Source organism: Trichocoleus sp. DQ-A2 (genome assembly GCF_039961915.1).
Classification (GTDB): Bacteria; Cyanobacteriota; Cyanobacteriia; order Cyanobacteriales; family FACHB-T130; genus FACHB-T130.
The window spans coordinates 143291-161384 of record NZ_JAMPKD010000009.1 but is presented as its reverse complement, the minus strand read 5'-3'; the positions used below and the strand labels follow the sequence as shown (position 1 = coordinate 161384).

Annotated in this window: 13 protein-coding genes; 7 read left to right on the top strand and 6 right to left on the bottom strand. The window is 44.0% G+C overall.

Features of this window, described 5'->3' with window-relative positions; translation table 11 throughout:
• Window positions 1–33: 33 nt before the first annotated feature.
• A complete protein-coding gene (locus NC997_RS11160; RefSeq protein ID WP_190524646.1) occupies window positions 34–1011 on the bottom strand; it encodes a type IV pilin-like G/H family protein in 978 nt (325 codons plus the stop codon).
• Between the two features lie 438 nt (window positions 1012–1449).
• The gene (gyrB, locus tag NC997_RS11155; protein ID WP_190524731.1) at window positions 1450–3393 is read right to left on the bottom strand and encodes a DNA topoisomerase (ATP-hydrolyzing) subunit B; all 1944 of its coding nucleotides are present in this window, start codon (window positions 3391–3393) and stop codon (window positions 1450–1452) included.
• 342 nt (window positions 3394–3735) lie between these two features.
• On the opposite strand from gyrB, the gene miaA reads away from it, so the two are divergent.
• The 6 genes from miaA to NC997_RS11125 all read left to right on the top strand — a co-directional run bounded on the left by miaA (window position 3736) and on the right by NC997_RS11125 (window position 14459).
• Window positions 3736–4662: a tRNA (adenosine(37)-N6)-dimethylallyltransferase MiaA gene (gene miaA, locus NC997_RS11150; RefSeq protein WP_190429379.1), complete on the top strand. Its 927-nt coding sequence runs from the start codon at window positions 3736–3738 to the stop codon at window positions 4660–4662.
• A 555-nt stretch (window positions 4663–5217) separates the two neighbouring features.
• The gene (locus NC997_RS11145; protein ID WP_190524644.1) at window positions 5218–8370 is read left to right on the top strand and encodes a PAS domain S-box protein; all 3153 of its coding nucleotides are present in this window, start codon (window positions 5218–5220) and stop codon (window positions 8368–8370) included.
• 186 nt (window positions 8371–8556) lie between these two features.
• Window positions 8557–11580 carry a tetratricopeptide repeat protein gene (locus NC997_RS11140; RefSeq protein WP_190524642.1) on the top strand — a complete coding sequence of 1008 codons (3024 nt, stop codon included), beginning with the start codon at window positions 8557–8559 and terminating at the stop codon, window positions 11578–11580.
• 8 nt (window positions 11581–11588) lie between these two features.
• Window positions 11589–13061: a glycolate oxidase subunit GlcD gene (glcD, locus tag NC997_RS11135; protein ID WP_190524641.1), complete on the top strand. Its 1473-nt coding sequence runs from the start codon at window positions 11589–11591 to the stop codon at window positions 13059–13061.
• A gap of 45 nt (window positions 13062–13106) precedes the next feature.
• Window positions 13107–13760: a hypothetical protein gene (locus tag NC997_RS11130; RefSeq protein WP_242031228.1), complete on the top strand. Its 654-nt coding sequence runs from the start codon at window positions 13107–13109 to the stop codon at window positions 13758–13760.
• A 111-nt stretch (window positions 13761–13871) separates the two neighbouring features.
• Window positions 13872–14459: a GDSL-type esterase/lipase family protein gene (locus tag NC997_RS11125; RefSeq protein WP_190524639.1), complete on the top strand. Its 588-nt coding sequence runs from the start codon at window positions 13872–13874 to the stop codon at window positions 14457–14459.
• A gap of 181 nt (window positions 14460–14640) precedes the next feature.
• On the opposite strand, the gene NC997_RS11120 is transcribed toward NC997_RS11125, so the two are convergent.
• A complete protein-coding gene (locus tag NC997_RS11120; protein ID WP_190524636.1) occupies window positions 14641–15207 on the bottom strand; it encodes a hypothetical protein in 567 nt (188 codons plus the stop codon).
• Here NC997_RS11120 and NC997_RS11115 point away from each other — a divergent pair.
• Window positions 15190–16215 (top strand): 1-acyl-sn-glycerol-3-phosphate acyltransferase, encoded by a 1026-nt coding sequence (locus NC997_RS11115; RefSeq protein WP_190524634.1) that lies wholly within the window; start codon window positions 15190–15192, stop codon window positions 16213–16215. The two genes, NC997_RS11120 and NC997_RS11115, sit on opposite strands and share 18 nt — an antisense overlap.
• A 39-nt stretch (window positions 16216–16254) precedes the next feature.
• Here the strand turns inward: NC997_RS11115 and NC997_RS11110 are convergent, their stop codons facing one another.
• The 3 genes from NC997_RS11110 to NC997_RS11100 form a co-directional block, all read right to left on the bottom strand.
• Window positions 16255–16788, bottom strand: a complete 534-nt coding sequence (locus NC997_RS11110) for a rhodanese-like domain-containing protein (protein ID WP_190524632.1) — start codon at window positions 16786–16788, stop codon at window positions 16255–16257.
• A gap of 108 nt (window positions 16789–16896) precedes the next feature.
• Window positions 16897–17697 (bottom strand): sterol desaturase family protein, encoded by an 801-nt coding sequence (locus NC997_RS11105; RefSeq protein ID WP_190524631.1) that lies wholly within the window; start codon window positions 17695–17697, stop codon window positions 16897–16899.
• 61 nt (window positions 17698–17758) lie between these two features.
• Window positions 17759–18070, bottom strand: coding sequence for a hypothetical protein (locus NC997_RS11100; RefSeq protein ID WP_190524628.1), 312 nt, complete (start codon window positions 18068–18070; stop codon window positions 17759–17761).
• Window positions 18071–18094 lie beyond the last annotated feature (24 nt).

Here is an 18094-nt window from a genome sequence, read left to right as displayed (position 1 = left end):
ATCAATCGGGTTGTTAATAGCGACGGCAGCCGATTACTGTAACAGACGCGAACCCGATGGACATTGAACTGCTGATGAGCCACTCTGCGGCGGTTTCGGCATCGCTGGAGCCGAGGTTGAGGGGCGCTGGGTTTCGCAAACCGCTACGAGGGTGGTGGCTTCACCGTTCTTTTTGGTGGCAAATACCGCACCTGTGTAGCTATGAATTTCAGCATTCTTGGCTTGGGCGGCGATCATCACGCTTTGGGCGTCCTTTCCGGGGGATACCAACCGATAGTTGTAATACACGCTGGCTGGCTCGCCTCCTAAACCTAAATCTTCAGTGTTTGTGGCAAATTTGCCTTTTTGCTGATAATAAGCCTGTTGCGCTTTGTTTACCATCGCGATATACAGTTTGGCTTCCGTTTGCGGTTTTGGGAGCTGCGAATCTTCGGACACCTGACTCTGTGCATTTTCCAGCTCAATTACTTTGGCGTCTTTGGGTAATGTCGCGCTGTCGGAAATTTTCTCAAATATCGTTGCCTTGGCAGTAAAAGCATTGGGTCTGGGTTGTCCAGCTTGCCGTCCCTCTAATTCCAGACGTAGTTTACCGCGATCGATAAATTCAAAAATGCTCAGGATGCTCTCTTTTTTGCTAAAAACCAGGTCAAGTTGTCCCGGTTTAGCCTGGGAATTAACCTTGTACTTAATTCCGACGGCAACCGGAGGTCCATCAGACGTTGGAAATACAATGAATAATTTTCCCTCTGGCGCAAATATAAATGTGACCAACTCCCCGGTTTGCGGATCTTCGGCTTGCCATTGCCCTACAAATTGCTGGGTGGCGGTCGTTGCTGGTGTGGTTTTGGTTGGAGTCGCTGCGGGTGCGGGTTTGGCTGGGGTATTTGCCGATGTCCCTAGGATACCTGTCACCAGGATGCCGTTGATTGCGATTAATAAGCTAGATACAATCAACTTGTTGTTAACTGGGAGTTTCACTAGTTTGGCAAAGTTGATGATAAAGTGATTCATTACTTTTTGGTGTTTGCTTGATATTTTTTATCCAAATTTTGATGATTTTCCTGTGAAATGTCGGAGATTAAATTAGTAAGACATGAAATTGCAAATATAGTTTCCTTCAAGTTATAACATAGCCAAGCTATAGCAATTCTATTTGAGTGATGAGCTGGCTCTTCAGATCCCGATTTTTAGAGAAGTCGGTTTTTTTTTCTTCATAAATCATTTAGAGCCGCTTTATAGCCTTTTGCAGGCTTCGATGTCACAGAAAAAACAGCGATCGCGTTCTTTTGGTGCAGTGTTGATGGGAAATCTAGTGCAGGGGCTTTAAAAGACAAAAGTATGGTTAAGTTCTCAATTAACCATACTTTTGTAACAAGGCAACCTTATGTACTAATCATTTTTACATTAGTTGCCCAATTTTGGGGTATTCAATCATTTCAACCGGAGAATCTAAATATCTAGATCGTTGAGATTGAGACGAGGGCCATAGGTTTCGATAAATTCGCGGCGGGGTGCAACGCGATCGCCCATTAGAACGGTAAAGATGCGATCGGCTTCCGCCGCATCTTCAATTTCCACCCGTTTGAGAGTGCGAGTTTCCGGGTTCATGGTAGTATCCCACAACTGTTGCGGCATCATTTCACCCAAACCTTTGAATCGCTGGATGGTGTAGTTGGCATTAGCGGGAAACTCATGCTGAATCAGGTTTGCCATTTCGCGATCGCTATAGCAATAGTAATGATTGCGTCCGCGTTCTACCTTATAGAGTGGAGGACAAGCGATATAGATGTAACCCTGCTCGATTAGCGCCCGTTGATAGCGATAGAAGAACGTTAATAACAGCGTCCGAATGTGCGCCCCATCTACATCGGCGTCAGTCATAATCACGATGCAGTGATAGCGCAGCTGAGAAGCATCGAACTCCTCACCCTTAACACCCAATCCCAGTGCGGTGATTAGCGCCTGGATCTCCGTGTTTTTATAGATTTTGGCATCGTCGGTTTTCTCAATGTTGAGAATTTTACCGCGCAATGGGAGGATGGCTTGGTTGCGTCTGTCGCGTCCTTGTTTGGCACTTCCTCCGGCTGAGTCCCCTTCTACGATATAAATCTCAGATTCCGAGGGATCTCGCGTACTGCAATCGGCTAATTTACCCGGTAAAGGAGAAGATTCCAAAACCGATTTGCGGCGCACTAACTCTCGTGCGTGACGCGCTGCTTCGGCGGCTTTGAAAGCTTGAATCGCTTTTTCCAGAATCGCATCGCCAACGTTTGGGCGAAACTCTAAATACTCTGTGAGAACTTCGCCAACTAGGGAATCAACAATTCCCCGGACTTCGGTGTTACCGAGTTTGGTTTTAGTTTGTCCTTCAAATTCCGGATCGGGGACTTTGACGGAGATAACCCCCGTTAAACCCTCGCGGACATTCTCGCCGCCGAGGTTCGGTTCATTTTCTTTGATTTTATTGCGCTTGCGAGCGATCGTATTCAGCGTCCGCGTCAGCACCGCCTTCAACCCTTCCAGGTGAGTACCGCCGTCAACTGTACGAATATTATTTGCAAACCCCAGCAGAGTATCTGTATAGGCATCGACGCACCACTGCAACGCCACCTCTACTTGTACATTGTTGCGTTCGCCGGATACATAGATAATTTCTTCGTGGAGAGCCTGTTTATCGCTATTCATATAGGCGATATACTCTTTAATACCTCCTTCATAACAGTAGGTTTCTACTCTTGGCTCTCCACCCTTAATTAATTCCAGGCGGTTGTCAGTAAACGTAATTTTGACACCCGCATTTAAGTAAGCCAGTTCCCGTAGACGACTCGCCAAGGTCGTGTAATCAAACTCAATGCCAGTCGTCACAAAAATCTGTAAATCTGGCTTGAAACTAATCGAGGTGCCTGTCCTCGCTTCTTTAATTGGCGTTGCCTTGAGTTCGGTGACAGGAATACCCCGCTCAAAGCGCATGATATGCTCCCGATTCTCGCGCCAAACGGTTACTTCCACCCACTCAGACAAGGCATTGACTACGGAGATCCCAACACCGTGCAAACCACCAGAAACCTTGTAACCGCCGCCGCCAAATTTCCCTCCGGCGTGCAGCACCGTCATCACCGTTTCCAAAGCTGATTTGCCTGTAGTGGGATGAGTATCTGTGGGAATTCCCCGCCCATCGTCTGTCACCGTCACCGAACCATCGGCGTTTATGTCTATCTCCACATGGGTGCAATAGCCAGCCAGAGCCTCATCAATAGAGTTGTCCACCACCTCGTAAACTAGATGGTGGAGTCCCCTAGGGCCAGTCGAACCGATGTACATCCCCGGTCTTTTCCGGACTGGTTCAAGACCTTCTAGAACTTGAATCTGATCGGCACTGTAACTGCTCGTCATGAATAAGGATACTCCAATAATGGCTTGGAAGCCCACCGGGACTTCAAAAATGTAAAAACACTCCAAAATTGTAGCACAAAAGGTTCCGGGGCGACCGTAGGGCAATTTCAAGAGATATTTGTTTAGGGGCTGTACCCAGTGAAAGGCAACAACGCAGGAAAGCACGGTGGCACAAGGGAACGGGAGGAGAGAGAAACGGACACAGGGAGCAGCGGAAAATCACCTGTTCGCTCAGCCCTCTTCACTCATTCCTCTTCACTCAGTCCTCAGTCCTCAGCCCTCAGTCCTCAGCCCTCAGTCCTCAGCCCTCAGTCCTCTTCACTCAGCCCTCAGCCCTCAGCGCTGATTGTTATCTGTGGTGCTACTGCGACGGGAAAATCAGGACTGGCATTAGCATTGGCGCAGCGGCTGGGTTCTGTAATTCTTAGCGCTGATTCGCGTCAAGTGTACCGCGAATTTGATATTGGCACAGCTAAGCCAACAGATGCTGAGCGCAAGTTGGTACCGCACTACTTAATTGATATCTGCGATCCCACAGAAACTTTGACAGTGGCAGATTACCAGCAGCAGACGCAAGCTTTAATTGCTGCTTTGGGCAAGGAAACTCCGCCTTTACTGGTGGGAGGAACGGGTTTATACATCCGTTCTATTGTGCAGGGGTTAAAAATTCCTAGAGTAGCGCCCCAAGAAGAATTGCGATCGCAACTGCAATCTCTCGGTCAAATCCAACTTTACGCTTTTCTACAACAAGTCGATCCCGTTGCCGCTCAGAAAATTCATCCTAACGATCCCGTGCGGACATTGCGAGCATTAGAAGTATTTTATGTGACGGGTCGCCCGATTTCAGAGCAGCAAGGAGAGAATCCACCCGATTATCCCATTCTCCAAATTGGCTTAGATTGCCCGGACTCTAGCTACCTTACTCACCGAATTGAACAGCGAACCGAACAGATGTTAGCCGCAGGGTGGGAAGCCGAGGTAAAAACCCTTTGTGAGAAATACGGTTGCAATCTGCCACTGCTGGATACGCTAGGTTATAGGGAAATGAAGCAATATTTAGCTGGAGAGATTTCTCTATCGGACGCCAAAGAGTTAACCGTTTTGCACACTCGTCAATTTGCCAAGCGACAACGCACTTGGTTTCGTGCTTATCCCCAAATTGAGTGGTTTGAGGCAAATCAACCCGATTTATTGGAGCGCGTGTGGCAACGAGTGCTAGAGTTCATTGCCGCAAGTTGTCAGGATGTGCCTCCTCAAGCTAGATGCTAACTTCCTGTCCAATTTTATACTCTTGTAACTAAACTTAACTTCGTACATTTTCGAGTTGTATGGAAGTGATTTCTTTGCTTTCTTCTACAAGGAGTTGAAGGATTCGTGTATAGCAGATTACCCAGGAAATGCAATGATAAACTTTTCTGCTATATTAAACCGCCATCAACCTTTAGAGAGATTTTATAGAATTTATATATGAATAGGAAAACCATTTAATAGACTATGAAAACAGCAAAACCGCCTTTTTTAATTCCTACGGGTACAAATAACCCTTAGCAGTTGCGATCGCATTTCCGGCACTGCGGTAAAAGGCTGGAGACCTTTAGTTTGAGCGAAAATGTGTAGAATTTAGCGATTTTCATGTAGATTTTCCTGGAAGTGTTAGTCCATTGAAGTGCCAGGGAACAATCTAGCTAGGGTTATCGGACGGAAAAGTTGATCGCTGAGACTTTCTCCTGCTTTTTCAGCATTGAGACATTTAGCGCGACAAGGCAGAACAAGCATTTTCAGATGATGGCTACCGAAATCCGGTCCAAGTAGGAATAAGTACTGATGAAAATTTTAGAGTCTAGTAAGGAAGCGGCGAGGCTAGAAGCTCTGCGCCGATATCGGATTCTTGATACAGAACCCGAAGAGGCATTCGACGATCTTGCCCATTTAGCGGCGCACGTTTGTGGAACCCCGATTGCGTTAATAAATTTTTTGGATAAAAACCGTCAGTGGTTTAAGTCAAAGGTGGGTTTAGAAGTATCAGAATTCCCCCGTGATAGCGGGTTCTGCCCCCTACTTGAGCAACACGAAATTTTAATGATTCCTGATACATTGGCTGATAAGAAGTTTGCCACTAATCCGGTCGTCATTGCTTGCCCCAGCGTCCGATTTTATGCGGGCGCACCGCTGATAACGCCTGAGGGACAGATAATTGGGACGATCTGTGTTGTTGATTATGTACCGCGAAACCTCAGTCCAGAACAAGTAGAGGCACTTAAAGCTTTAAGCCGCCAGGTAATTAGCCAACTAGAGCTACGGCGCAATTTAGCTGAAAAGGAACGCAGCATCGCTGCACGCGAACGAGCCGAGGAGGCGCTACAGCGAGCTGCTACCGAGAACCGGCACCTGGCACGGGCGATTACTTCAGCTTCTGAGGGAGTGATTATTACCGATCCGAACCAGCCAGACAACCCGATCGTTTACGCAAACCCAGCTTTCTCGCGGATCTCTGGGTATAAGCCAGAAGAAATTATGGGTCGCAACTGCCGTTTTCTGAAAGGTTCTGGCACAGATCCGCAAGCGATCGCTCAAATTCGCCAAGCGATCGCCGAACAAAAAGAGATTCAAACGACGCTGCTGAACTATCGAAAAGACGGTCAGCCATTCTGGAATGAATTAAGAATTTCGCCAGTATTTTCAGATGAGGGGAACTTACTCTACTTCGTAGGCTTGCAAACGGACATCTCCGCTCGTAAGCGGGCAGAGGAAGAGCGCGATCGCTTATTCACCCTCTCGTTGGATATGCTGTGTATTGCTAGTTTGGATGGCTATTTTAAGCGCGTAAACCCAGCTTTTGAGAAAACACTTGGGCTTTCTCAAGAAGAACTTTGCTGTACGCTACTGTTTAACTTTGTTCATCCTGAAGACCAAGGAAAAACCCGTGACGAATTCCAGAAACTTGCCACGGGCGAACCAACCATCGACTTTGAGAACCGCTACATCTGTCAGGATGGTTCGTATAAATGGCTATCCTGGACAGCCTCTCCGGTCGTTGAAGAAGGGTTGATGTATGCGATCGCCCGCGACATTACCGAGCGCAAAGCTAACGAGGAGGCATGGCGTCAAAGCGAAGAACGGTTTCGCAATTTAGTCGAAACCACTAGCGATTGGGTCTGGGAGGTGGATGAAAACGTTGTTTACACGTATGTCAGTCCGAAGCTCCGCGACATTTTGGGTTATGAACCAGAAGAAGTTCTGGGCAAAACTCCCTTCGATCTCATGCCTCCGGAAGAAGCTTTTCGAGTTGCTAATATTTTTGGGCAAATGGCTGCCCTTGCACAACCCATTACGTGTCTTGAGAATACGACTGTTCACAAAGACGGTCATCTGGTTGTCCTAGAAACTAGTGCAGTTCCAGTTTGGAATTGTGATGGAAAATTCCAAGGTTATCGCGGCATGGATCGGGACATCACCGAGCGAAAGGAGGCAGAACAAAAAATCCGCAGACAAGCTGCCTTGCTAGATGTAACAACAGATGCAATTCTTGTGCGAAATCTAAAAGACAAAATCGTACTTTGGAGTAAAGGAGCTGAGTTACTGTACGGTTGGAAGGCGGAGGAAGTTCTGGGGAAAAATGTCTCGGAGATTTTGTACAACGATCCTTCGCCTCAACTCCTAGAAGCGCACAAGACTGTTAACAACAAAGGTGAATGGCAAGGTGAATTGTATAAAGTCACCAAAGAAGGCAAACAAATTGTCGTTGCCAGTCGTTGGAGTTTGGTGCGCGATGACGAAGAAAACCCCAAATCAATCCTCTCTGTAGACACCGATATTACAGAGAAAAAACAACTTGAAGCACAGTTCCGCCGCGCCCAACGAATGGAGAGTATCGGTACGCTTGCTGGTGGTATTGCCCACGATCTAAACAATGTATTGACGCCAATTCTTGCCGCCATTCAAATCTTGCAAATGGTAATTCCCGATCCGCGCAGTCAGCGGCTTTTGGATCTACTAGAAACAAATACTAAACGGGGTGCCGAACTAATTAAGCAAGTCTTGTCATTTGCGCGAGGAGTTGAAGGTGAGCGAATGTCACTTCAAGTAGGGCACTTAATTGCGGAAATTCAAAAAATTGCCAAAGAAACCTTTCCTAAATCAATCGAAATCTATACAGATGTACGAATGATGGAACTCTGGCCTGTCTCTGGAGATGCCACTCAAGTACATCAGGTGTTGATGAATCTCTGCGTGAATGCCCGTGATGCCATGCCAGATGGTGGAGTCTTGAGTATCGCCGCCGAAAATCTTCTCATCGATGAAAACTATGCTCGAATGAATATTGATGCCAAAACCGGACCTTATATTGTTATCACTATTTCGGATACGGGTAGTGGGATTCCGCCAGAGAGTTTAGAAAGAATCTTTGAACCATTTTTCACGACAAAAGAACTTGGCAAAGGCACAGGTCTGGGTCTTTCCACTGTTTTGGCGATTATTAAAGGTCATGGCGGTTTTATCAATGTCTATAGCGAAGTAGGAAGAGGAACTCAATTTAAAGTTTATTTTCCAGCAACTAATACAACTACAACAGATCCAGAAGCTACGGAGCGTTATGAACTGCCCAGAGGTCACGGAGAATGGATTCTTGTGGTTGATGATGAACCAGCCATTCGAGAGGTGACTAAAACATCCCTAGAAGCCTACGACTATCGGGTACTCACTGCCAACGATGGGATTGAAGCGATCGCACTCTATGCCCAGCATCGCGCGGAAATCAATGTCGTGTTAATTGATATGATGATGCCTACGATGGATGGTCCAACCACCATCCGCGCCCTACAAAAAATGAACCCGCAGGTCAAAGTTGTTGCTGTGAGCGGACTGGTTTCCAACCATAAGCTCCCAGCGATCGCAGGTGGCGTAGTTAAAAGATTTTTGTCGAAGCCCTACACCGCAGAAGATTTGTTGAAATCTATTCACGAGCTTCTAAGCTAGCGCTGTGATTCCAGCAGTCGATGCAATACACGCTACGAGGTCAAGTATGCACGATTGGCACTCCCTCCCCTTTCTAGCACTAACTTTTGCCCTGTTTATCATCTTCCTCAAGATTTTAACGAACCAAAACTTTGTGCCTAATTTTTTCTTTAGATAAACTAAAAGTAAGCATACAAGGTGTTAGCGATGGATTACCAAAAGTTTGTTGAGCAACTGCCCAGCCTTTATGAAAATTGGGGACGCGAATCGGTTGTACCTAAATCAAAGCGGTTTCAGCAAGCACTTGACCAAGTTCAAGGGATGACTACTGCCAACGTAATGCAGTTGCTCAATTTTGCTGTGGAGTGCATGGAACCAGATGAAATATATTGCGAGATTGGCTGTTATCAAGGTTCTACTTTAATTGGCGCACTGCTCGATCATCCAGAACGAATGGCATACGCTGTAGATAACTTTTCTGAATTCGACCAATCCGGTGAGAATCTGGATAAATTAATTAATAATTTATCAAGTTTTGATATTCAAGATCGAGTTTATTTTTGCAATCAAGACTTTGAAGAATTTTTATTAGAGCTTCGAGAAATTAATCCAGATGACAAAATCGGGGTTTATTTATATGATGGTGCTCACGACTATCGGTCGCAATTATTAGGATTACTTCTACTCAAACCGTTTCTAGCAGAGAAGGCATTGATTATTATCGATGATAGCAATTGGGAAGCGGTGCGCCAAGCTAATTGGGATTTTATGGCTGCTAACCCAGAGTGCGAATTATTGCTGGAGTTGCTGACGCCAGGAGATGGCTATCACACTTTTTGGAATGGGATTCAGGTACTCAGTTGGGATGCAAATAAAAAAGCAAACTATTCCTGGAATACTTTTAGTAAGATGCGCCGGAAGTCAGTTATTCAAGCTATCTATGAATTACAGTTTATTGGAAAAAACGAAAGGGAGTTAGACAATCTGTATCAAGAAGCCTTATCGCTGCATGAAAAAGGACAGTTTTTAGCTGCTGAAAAAAAATATTGTGACTTTATACGAGCGAAAAACTGGGATACTAAAGCGTGGCTAAGCTTAGGAATTCTATATTACGAGGCAGAACAGTATCAAAAGTCCGTTGAAACAATTTTTAATTTACTAAAAATAGATTCATCTGTAGCTCAAGCATATTATATCCTTGGGTTGGCTTTCGAGAAAATCAATCAAAATCCTCAAGCGATTTCCGCTTACACAGAAGCGCTCGCTCTTGAACCAAAACTAATTGAAGCTTACAACAATTTAGGAAATCTCCTCAGTCAGGCGGGTGAAAGCGAGCAGGCTGAAGCAGTCTACCGTCAAGCGATCGCAGCTAACCCCAGCCACTTTGGTAGCTACCTCAATTTGGGAAATTTGTTAATGGAACAGAATCAAATTGAGCAAGCAATTGAGGTGTATAAAACAGCTCTGACGCTAATTCCAGATAATCCTGATATATTAAATAACCTAGCGATGGCATTAGAAGCCCAAAAGAATCCTACTCAGGCTCTTCTAAATTTTGCTAACAAACTTTACCAGCAAGAGAAGTATGAAGCAGCAATTAAGCAATATCAAAAATTGCTAGAAATTCAAACAGGAGATGCAGAGGTTTACTTTAACCTGAGTGATTGCTTTACACATCTAAATCGAGTAGAAGAAGCTATCAATACGCTTAAAGAAGGCATCTCCTTTTACCCAATAAGTGGTAAGCTGCACTTTTATTTTATAAAATTATTGCAGGAAAACGGACGGATTAAAGAAGCAATATCAAGTGCAGAAAAGGCATCTCAAATCCTGCCTAATGAATATGTATTTAAAATTTTTAAAAATTTAATATTACCCACTAATTATAATAGCGCTAATGAAATTAGCTTTTATCGTCAGCGATTTATCCAAGGCATACAAAGTTTAATTCAGGAGACATCCTTAGAAGAGCCTGAAGATAAAAAGAATGCTCTTGCCGGTATTAGTTGTGTAACAAACTTTTTTTTAGCGTATCAGGCTCATAACGATTTGGAATTGCAACGCCAGTATGGAAATTTAGTCCATCAAATTATGGCAGCCAACTATCCACAATGGGTTCAAGCTATATCCATGCCTCCGCTTAAGGAGAACAAAAAAATTCGTGTTGGTTATGTCTCAGCATTCTTACACGGTTGGAGTGGAACATTTTTATCACTAGGTTATCTGCGTTACTGCAATCAGCAAGATTTTGAATTTCACTGTTACTACACAGGGAATCAGCTAGACAATATCACTGAGTTGTTTCGTAATTATAGTGATGCATTTCATCATATTCCTAATAATCTCGAAGCAGTATGCGAACAAATTGTTGCCGATAAACTACATATACTTGTTTTCCCAGAAATTGGTATGGATGCAGCGACGATGCAACTTGCCGGTTTGCGTCTGGCTCCTGCTCAGTGCGTAGTATGGGGACACCCAGTAACTACTGGTTTACCGACCATTGATTACTTTTTATCCAGCGAGTTAATGGAGCCAGAAAATGCACAAGCACATTACTCTGAAACTCTGATTCGTCTGCCGAATGTTGGAGTTGCTTATCCTACATTAGAGATTCCTCCGCTAACAAAGACACGAGCAGATTTTCAGCTAAGGGATGATGCTGTAGTTTACCTATCTTCTCAAGCTCCTTACAAGTATTTACCGCAACATGACTATATTTTTGCTGAAATCGCCCGTCGCGTGCCTCAAGCTCAGTTTATGTTTCTTCGTGCAGGTGTGCCTCAAGAACGCTTGGAACGCGCTTTTTCGGCAGTTGGTTTGAACAGTAAAGACTATTGTGTTTTTTCACCTGTTCTACCTCGCGCTGAGTATTTCATGCTTAATTTAGTTTCAGATATTTATCTAGATACTTTAAGCTGGTCTGGCGGTAACACGACACTAGATGCGATCGCCTGTAGTTTACCCGTTGTTACCTGTCCTGGCGAATTTATGCGAGGTCGTCACTCTTATGGATTTCTAAAAAGGCTTGAGGTGACAGACACAATTGCTCAGACTGAAGCAGAATATATTGATATTGCTGTAAGGTTAGGTTTAGACCCGATTTGGCGGCACGACGTTTCAGAAAGAATCAAGGCTCGGCATGACTATCTTTATGACGACAAAACTTGTGTAGCAGCTCTTGAAGATTTTTACAAACAGGTTGTCCAAAAGGGACTTACGCAGACATAGAGTTACCGATGATTACCCAAGACAAAAAACAACGAAATTGGCAACCCATCATCAAGCAATTTGAGGCAGTTATCGGGAAAAACGGCATCGTGCAGCGTCGTGAGGAGTTAATAACCTACGAGTGCGATGGTTTAACTAGCTACCGACAAAAACCTGCCCTCGTTGTGCTACCGCGCACCACAGAAGAAGTCGCAGCGGCAGTGAGGATATGCGACCAAAATCAAATTCCCTGGGTTGCACGCGGTGCTGGCACTGGACTTTCTGGTGGAGCCTTGCCTGTAGAAAATTGCGTGCTAATTGTTACTGCATTGATGCGAAAACTCTTGAGCATTGACTTAGAAAATCAGCGGGTTGTGGTGCAGCCAGGAGTAATTAATAACTGGGTAACGCAAGCCGTTAGCGGTGCCGGATTTTACTATGCGCCTGACCCTTCCAGCCAGATTGTATGCTCGATTGGCGGTAACGTTGCAGAAAATTCTGGAGGCGTCCATTGTCTTAAATATGGCGTTACCACCAACCACGTTTTAGGTTTAAAATTAGTTCTCCCCGATGGCTCTATTGTAGACGTGGGAGGACAAATTCCCGAAATGCCTGGTTACGATTTAACGGGTTTATTTGTTGGTTCTGAAGGCACGCTAGGTATCGCTACAGAAATTACTTTGAGAATTCTTAAGACCCCGGAATCTATTTGCGTTCTTTTAGCAGATTTTACCAGTGTCGAAGATGCTGGAGCCGCTGTATCAGATATTATCAGCGCTGGGATAATTCCAGGCGGTATGGAGATTATGGATAATATCAGCATCAACGCTGTCGAAGATGTTGTAGCAACAGGTTGTTATCCTAGAGATGCTGCCGCTATCTTGTTAGTTGAAATAGACGGCTTAGAAGTGGAAGTGGCGGCAAATAAACAGCGTATTGCGGAAATTTGCACCACCAATGGAGCGCGTAGCATCACCACGGCAAACGAGCCAGAAACCCGTCTAAAGCTCTGGAAAGGACGGAAAGCAGCCTTCGCAGCAGCAGGCAAACTCAGCCCTGATTATTATGTCCAAGATGGGGTAATTCCCCGGACTCAAATGCGATTTGTACTGCAAGAAATTGAAGCATTGAGTCAAAAGTACGGCTATCGTATTGCTAACGTCTTTCATGCTGGAGATGGCAATCTTCACCCACTCATTCTTTATGATAATTCAATTCCTGGAGCGTTGGAACAGGTGGAAGAATTAGGCGGGGAAATTCTTAAACTTTGCGTAGAAGTAGGCGGAAGCCTTTCTGGGGAACACGGGATTGGTGCGGATAAAAAATGCTATATGCCGCAAATGTTTACCGAAACGGATCTAGAAACAATGCAATGGGTGCGCCAAGTATTTAATCCCAAAGGTTTGGCTAATCCGGGTAAAATATTTCCTACTCCCCGCACCTGTGGCGAAGCTTCACACGCTCAGTCTCAAAAGCAGTTTGAGTCAGTTGATGTATTTTAATTCATTAACCAAGAGCAAATGATTCGCTAAGAATTTTGGGGAAATATGCGATCGCGCTACAATCTAGACACAGAAAGATGCTTTAATTTGCAATCTAGATGGGAGTCTTTACTACAACCGTTTCAGGTTGAGCAAGAGATTGGTCAGAAAGTGTTGCTTGAATTATTCGAGGCTTACTCCAGCGATGGTAGATATTATCATACTTTGGAGCATATAGAACAAGTTTTAGCAACGCTTAACGATTTGCGATCGCTATCCCAAAACTATGCAGCAATTGAATTTGCAGCTTGGTTTCACGATGCAGTTTATAACCCAAAAGCTAACGATAATGAGGAAAAAAGTGCAGAATATGCAGCGATGATTTTGAAAGGGTTAGACATCCCCTCATCAACTATAGAGGTTGTATATTCTTTAATTAGAAAAACTAAATACAATCAAAATATAGACGGTATTGATAGCAAAATTTTTCTAGATGCAGACCTTTCTATATTAGGAGCATCGGCTACTAAATACAGAATATATGCTCAAGCAATTAGAAAAGAGTATTTATGGGTCTCTTCCACAAAATACAGAACAGGTAGGAAACAAGTATTGCAGAGCTTTTTAAACCGAAAACGAATATATTTTACTGAAAAAATGTTTGTTGCTCTAGAACAACAAGCTAGGCAAAATATTAAAGAGGAAATGGAATTGTTATGAAAAACTGTAAGAGCGCTCGCTCAATCCGGTGAAGTTCTTCTAGAGCCAAGGATGCTGGTGCTATTCAGAAAAATAAATATGGGAAAAAACTAAAAATAAATTTCAGACAAAATGCGAATTTGCTTTATTGGTGACTCTTTTGTAAACGGAACTGGCGATCCAGAGTGCCTCGGTTGGACGGGAAGAATTTGTGCAGCAGCACGAAAGCAAGGTTATGACATTACTTATTACAATCTTGGGGTACGGCGGGAAACCAGCGCAGATATTAGATCCCGTTGGCTAGGTGAGGTTACTTGTCGCTTACCTAAAGAATATGATGGTAGGATTGTCTTCTCGTTTGGTGTAAATGACACCACCCTGGAAGATGGGAAGACTCGTGTGGAGTTAGCGGATTCCCTAGAAAATTGCTGTGCAATTCTTGAAGTTGCAAGGCAAACATTTCCAGTCTTGATGGTGGGATCGCCACCCGTTGCAGAGATTGAGCAAAATTTTAGGATCGCTGGTTTGTCTGAGCAGTTAGCTCGTTTATGTAGCGATCGCAATGTGCCTTATTTAGATGTTTTTACTCCTTTACAAGCGTCATCGGTATGGATCAGTGAGGCAACAGCGAATGATGGCGCTCACCCCGGTGCTGCCGGTTATGCCGAATTTGCTCACTTAGTACAAAGTTGGTCTGCGTGGTTATCGTGGTTAAAATAGCTCAACTCACATCTTGCGCCAAGCTCTCGGAATGGAAAGGCGATCGCATTCTAGCGAGGAAAGCGCGAACCAACTAAAAATAAAGGGTTTTGTAACCTGCTCCCGGCAGATTTTGTTTGTGTAACTGTGTTTCAACAGCCTAGAGCAAGATGTAACTTCATGGCGAAAAGGTCAATATTTCTTAGAAAACCCAGAAGTAGAGATAACTGAGCCAATAAATCAAGTTCACTGCAATGAGTAGTCCTTTGCCGATGTAGGAGTGAACCATCCCGAAGACGTAAACGCTTGCTACCAGCACCAGCAACCGCTCAACGAAAGAAACAATCGTGCCGTATTTGTTAGTATCCCAATAAGAGATAGGACTGATAAAACGATAGTCGCTGAAGGGCAAAAAATGCCTGTGCGCGTCGTCGCTGTGGACGGGTAAATCTCCGAGGGAATGCAGCACCATGCTCAGAAAGACGATTTCAAGGGGTTTCCACCCGTAGTAGCGAGCGATCGCTACCCCAATTAAAGCCAATGGAATTGAATGAAACAGGTGGATAATATTTTGCCAAAAGGGTTGGTAATAAGCGGTTGACCAGATTTGGCGTTCTGGTAGGCGTTGAATATATCTCGCCACAAGGTAGAAAACAAAAATTGGAATATCGGGTAATATAGCGCCCAACACAATTAGGAGATTGAAGTGCGATTGTTGCGGTTTAGCGAGAATGCCGAGATTGAGAATGGCATGGCTGGGCGTATTCACGATTATTCTTGGAATTGGTTTGATTGGTTTTGTCTTTGGTATCCTCCAGGCTGGCTGATTTTATTCAACCGCCACTGGCAACACTATCACGCCGATCCCGATGGTTGGAATTGGCTGGAGTATGGATTGTTTCTCATTCCTGGGGGATTTTATCTGGCGTTGTTGATTCGTTGGATACGTCTCGGCTTTCGTTCACCCCGCCGGGGAGAAGGGGAGTTTGACCCAAATTATCAGCAAGCTTTTCGAGATGAAGTGCTGGCTCCGATTGTGAAATATTATTTTCAAGGAGAGCTACAACAACTCGAAAATTTACCTCAAACCGGGCCATTGATTGTATCAATGAACCATGCGGGAATGTGTTTCCCTTGGGATATTTTGGGATTAGCAACGCTCTTAAGCCAGACACGGGAATGGGTTGTGCAACCGCTGGCGGGTGTTTCGTTGTTTGAACATCCCTGGGTGATTTGGTGGCTACCTCCAGGATGGTCGCAAGTTCTAGGTGGCGTTAGGGCAGAAGCTGATGAATTTGAAGCGGCGGTGGCTCAAAAAACCATCTTACTATACGCTCCGGAGGGCATACGCGGGCCGGGAAAAGGGTGGAAAAGGCGTTATCAGTTAGACACTTTTCATCCAAGTTTTATCCAGTTAAGCGATCGCTATCACATTCCGATTCTGCCTGTTGCTTGCATCGGCAATGAATCTTTGCATCCTTGGGCAATCAATCTTAAGAAATTTGCAAGAGCCATCTACTTGCCTTTCTTGCCTGTCTCTTTTTTGATGTTTTTCTTCATTCTCTTCCCATCTATGGGTGTTTGGGCAATGCGAAGTCGGCTGCGTTATTTTATTCAGCCTCTCTATCAAACTTGGTCAACCGAAGTTGTTGAAGACGAGCAACTTCCAGAACCAAAAACTTCTACTCGGCAAGACCGAAACGCTGCTTACCGACACGCACAACTATTACAAGAAAAGCTGCAAAGTCAAATTAACCAACTTCTGAGGAAAAAGTAATCTAGGTTTGATTTGCATTCAATCAGTTTTTACAAGAAGTTAGTTAGCATTCAACTTCTTAGCTTGTAAAATAATTGGAGATAAGACCGCTTTATCTTGTTCCGCAGGTACGGTTTTGCGCCATGCCGTGATACCGCCTGATAAGACTGCCATCTTCAACCCCGTTCCCTCTAACATCCAGTAGGCTTTAGTTGAACGGGTTCCTTTGGTGCAATATAGAACTACCGTTGGTTCGGGTTGATTGGGTTGAACGCTCTTTTTCACCAATGCCTTAATACGCTCAATCCCTATACCCGTTTCAATCTGAGTCAGAGGTACCAGTAGAGTTTGGGCAATATGATCTTCAGCGTACTCCTCTGGCGATCGCACATCAATAAGAAACACTGGCTTTAGTTTTCCCTGCTGCAACTGCACTACTGTCACTTTGTTTGCATATTTGCCAGTTGCGATCGCTTGGATGTCGATGTCTGCGAACGCGATCGCCGCACCTATTGCACCAACACTAACAGCGACAACCCCTAAAATTACAGGTAAAGGACGTAAACGACTGGTTATTTTAGTCAGTATTTTCATAAAATTTTCCGATGAATCGCACCTCAACCTCACTACCATAGCAACCGTAATACCGAGATGTCATTAGGCACAATTAGAAATAAAAATCCTGAAGCATAATTTTTTTTATTATATATTTTCTATTTTTCTAGCTTGGCTCATAAACTTTTTTCGTTTAAAAAATGGGTAGAGTATTTGTCCAAAATACCCAGAAGGTACAGGATCGGATATCCCATACTTCTCCGGCATTTTCCCCCTAGGCATATAGAGGGTGCCAAAGACTAAATCTAAAATTGGAAGCTGTGCCGCAAAATTTTTATCATATAACTTTCGCTCGGCAGTGTGATGCCAGTGATGAAATTCTGGGGTGGCAATTATCCACCGAAGCCATCCAAATCTAATTTTGATATTGGCATGAATAAAGAAGGCTTCAAAAGCACCAAAAAGAAAAAATACAGCGAAGGTTTCTTTCGTAAAGCCTAATATGTATAGCGGGACTATCTGAAAAGTTTTTGTAAATATTTGGTCAAGGGGATGCAGACGCACTGTTGCCAACCAGTCCATATCTTCTACGCTATGGTGAATTACATGGAATTTCCACAGCCAAGGAACCTTATGAGTGAGTTTATGGGCAATGTAATATCCAGTATCAGCGATAAAAATTGCTTCTAGAAACTGCAACCATACAGGTTGAGAAGCAACCTTCATCTGAATTTCTGAATTGATTAAGCTGCTGAGAAAATGTCCAATTAATATTCCACTAATTGCTAATACTGCTGTTCTACCGACAAAGTAACCAATAAAATAATGAATTGCATCTGTTACCCATCCTTTACGAAATATCTTCTGTTTGTGTAAAAAAAATATCTTTTCTATGGGGACTAATATAAACAGCAGTAAAAAAAAGCCTTTAACAACATCAGGAAGCATAATTTTTAGGCATTATTTATCAATTATGGTGGGCATTGCCTACCATATACCTTTTGAGGATTTAGCGAGGCTGGATAGTGTCTTCCGATTGCATCTCTCCACAAGGATCGGAAATCAACGTATCAAAATTGTCGGAGATACTGAGAGCAAACAAAGCTCCAAGACTCATCAGACCTATCAAGTCCACCGGACCAAAAAAGACAAGTAAGACAAGGAGTACCTTAATTTCGGGACTAAGTCTATTTAGGAATAGCTGAGATTTAGTACTCGAATTTGTTGTCTTATTTTCAGTCTTTTTTTCAGCTTGAATGGCTAGGTTTAACTGTGAGGATATATTGACTGAATTTTGTTCTTCTTTATCCTTAAGCTGCATGATTACCTTCGGTGAATCACTTGA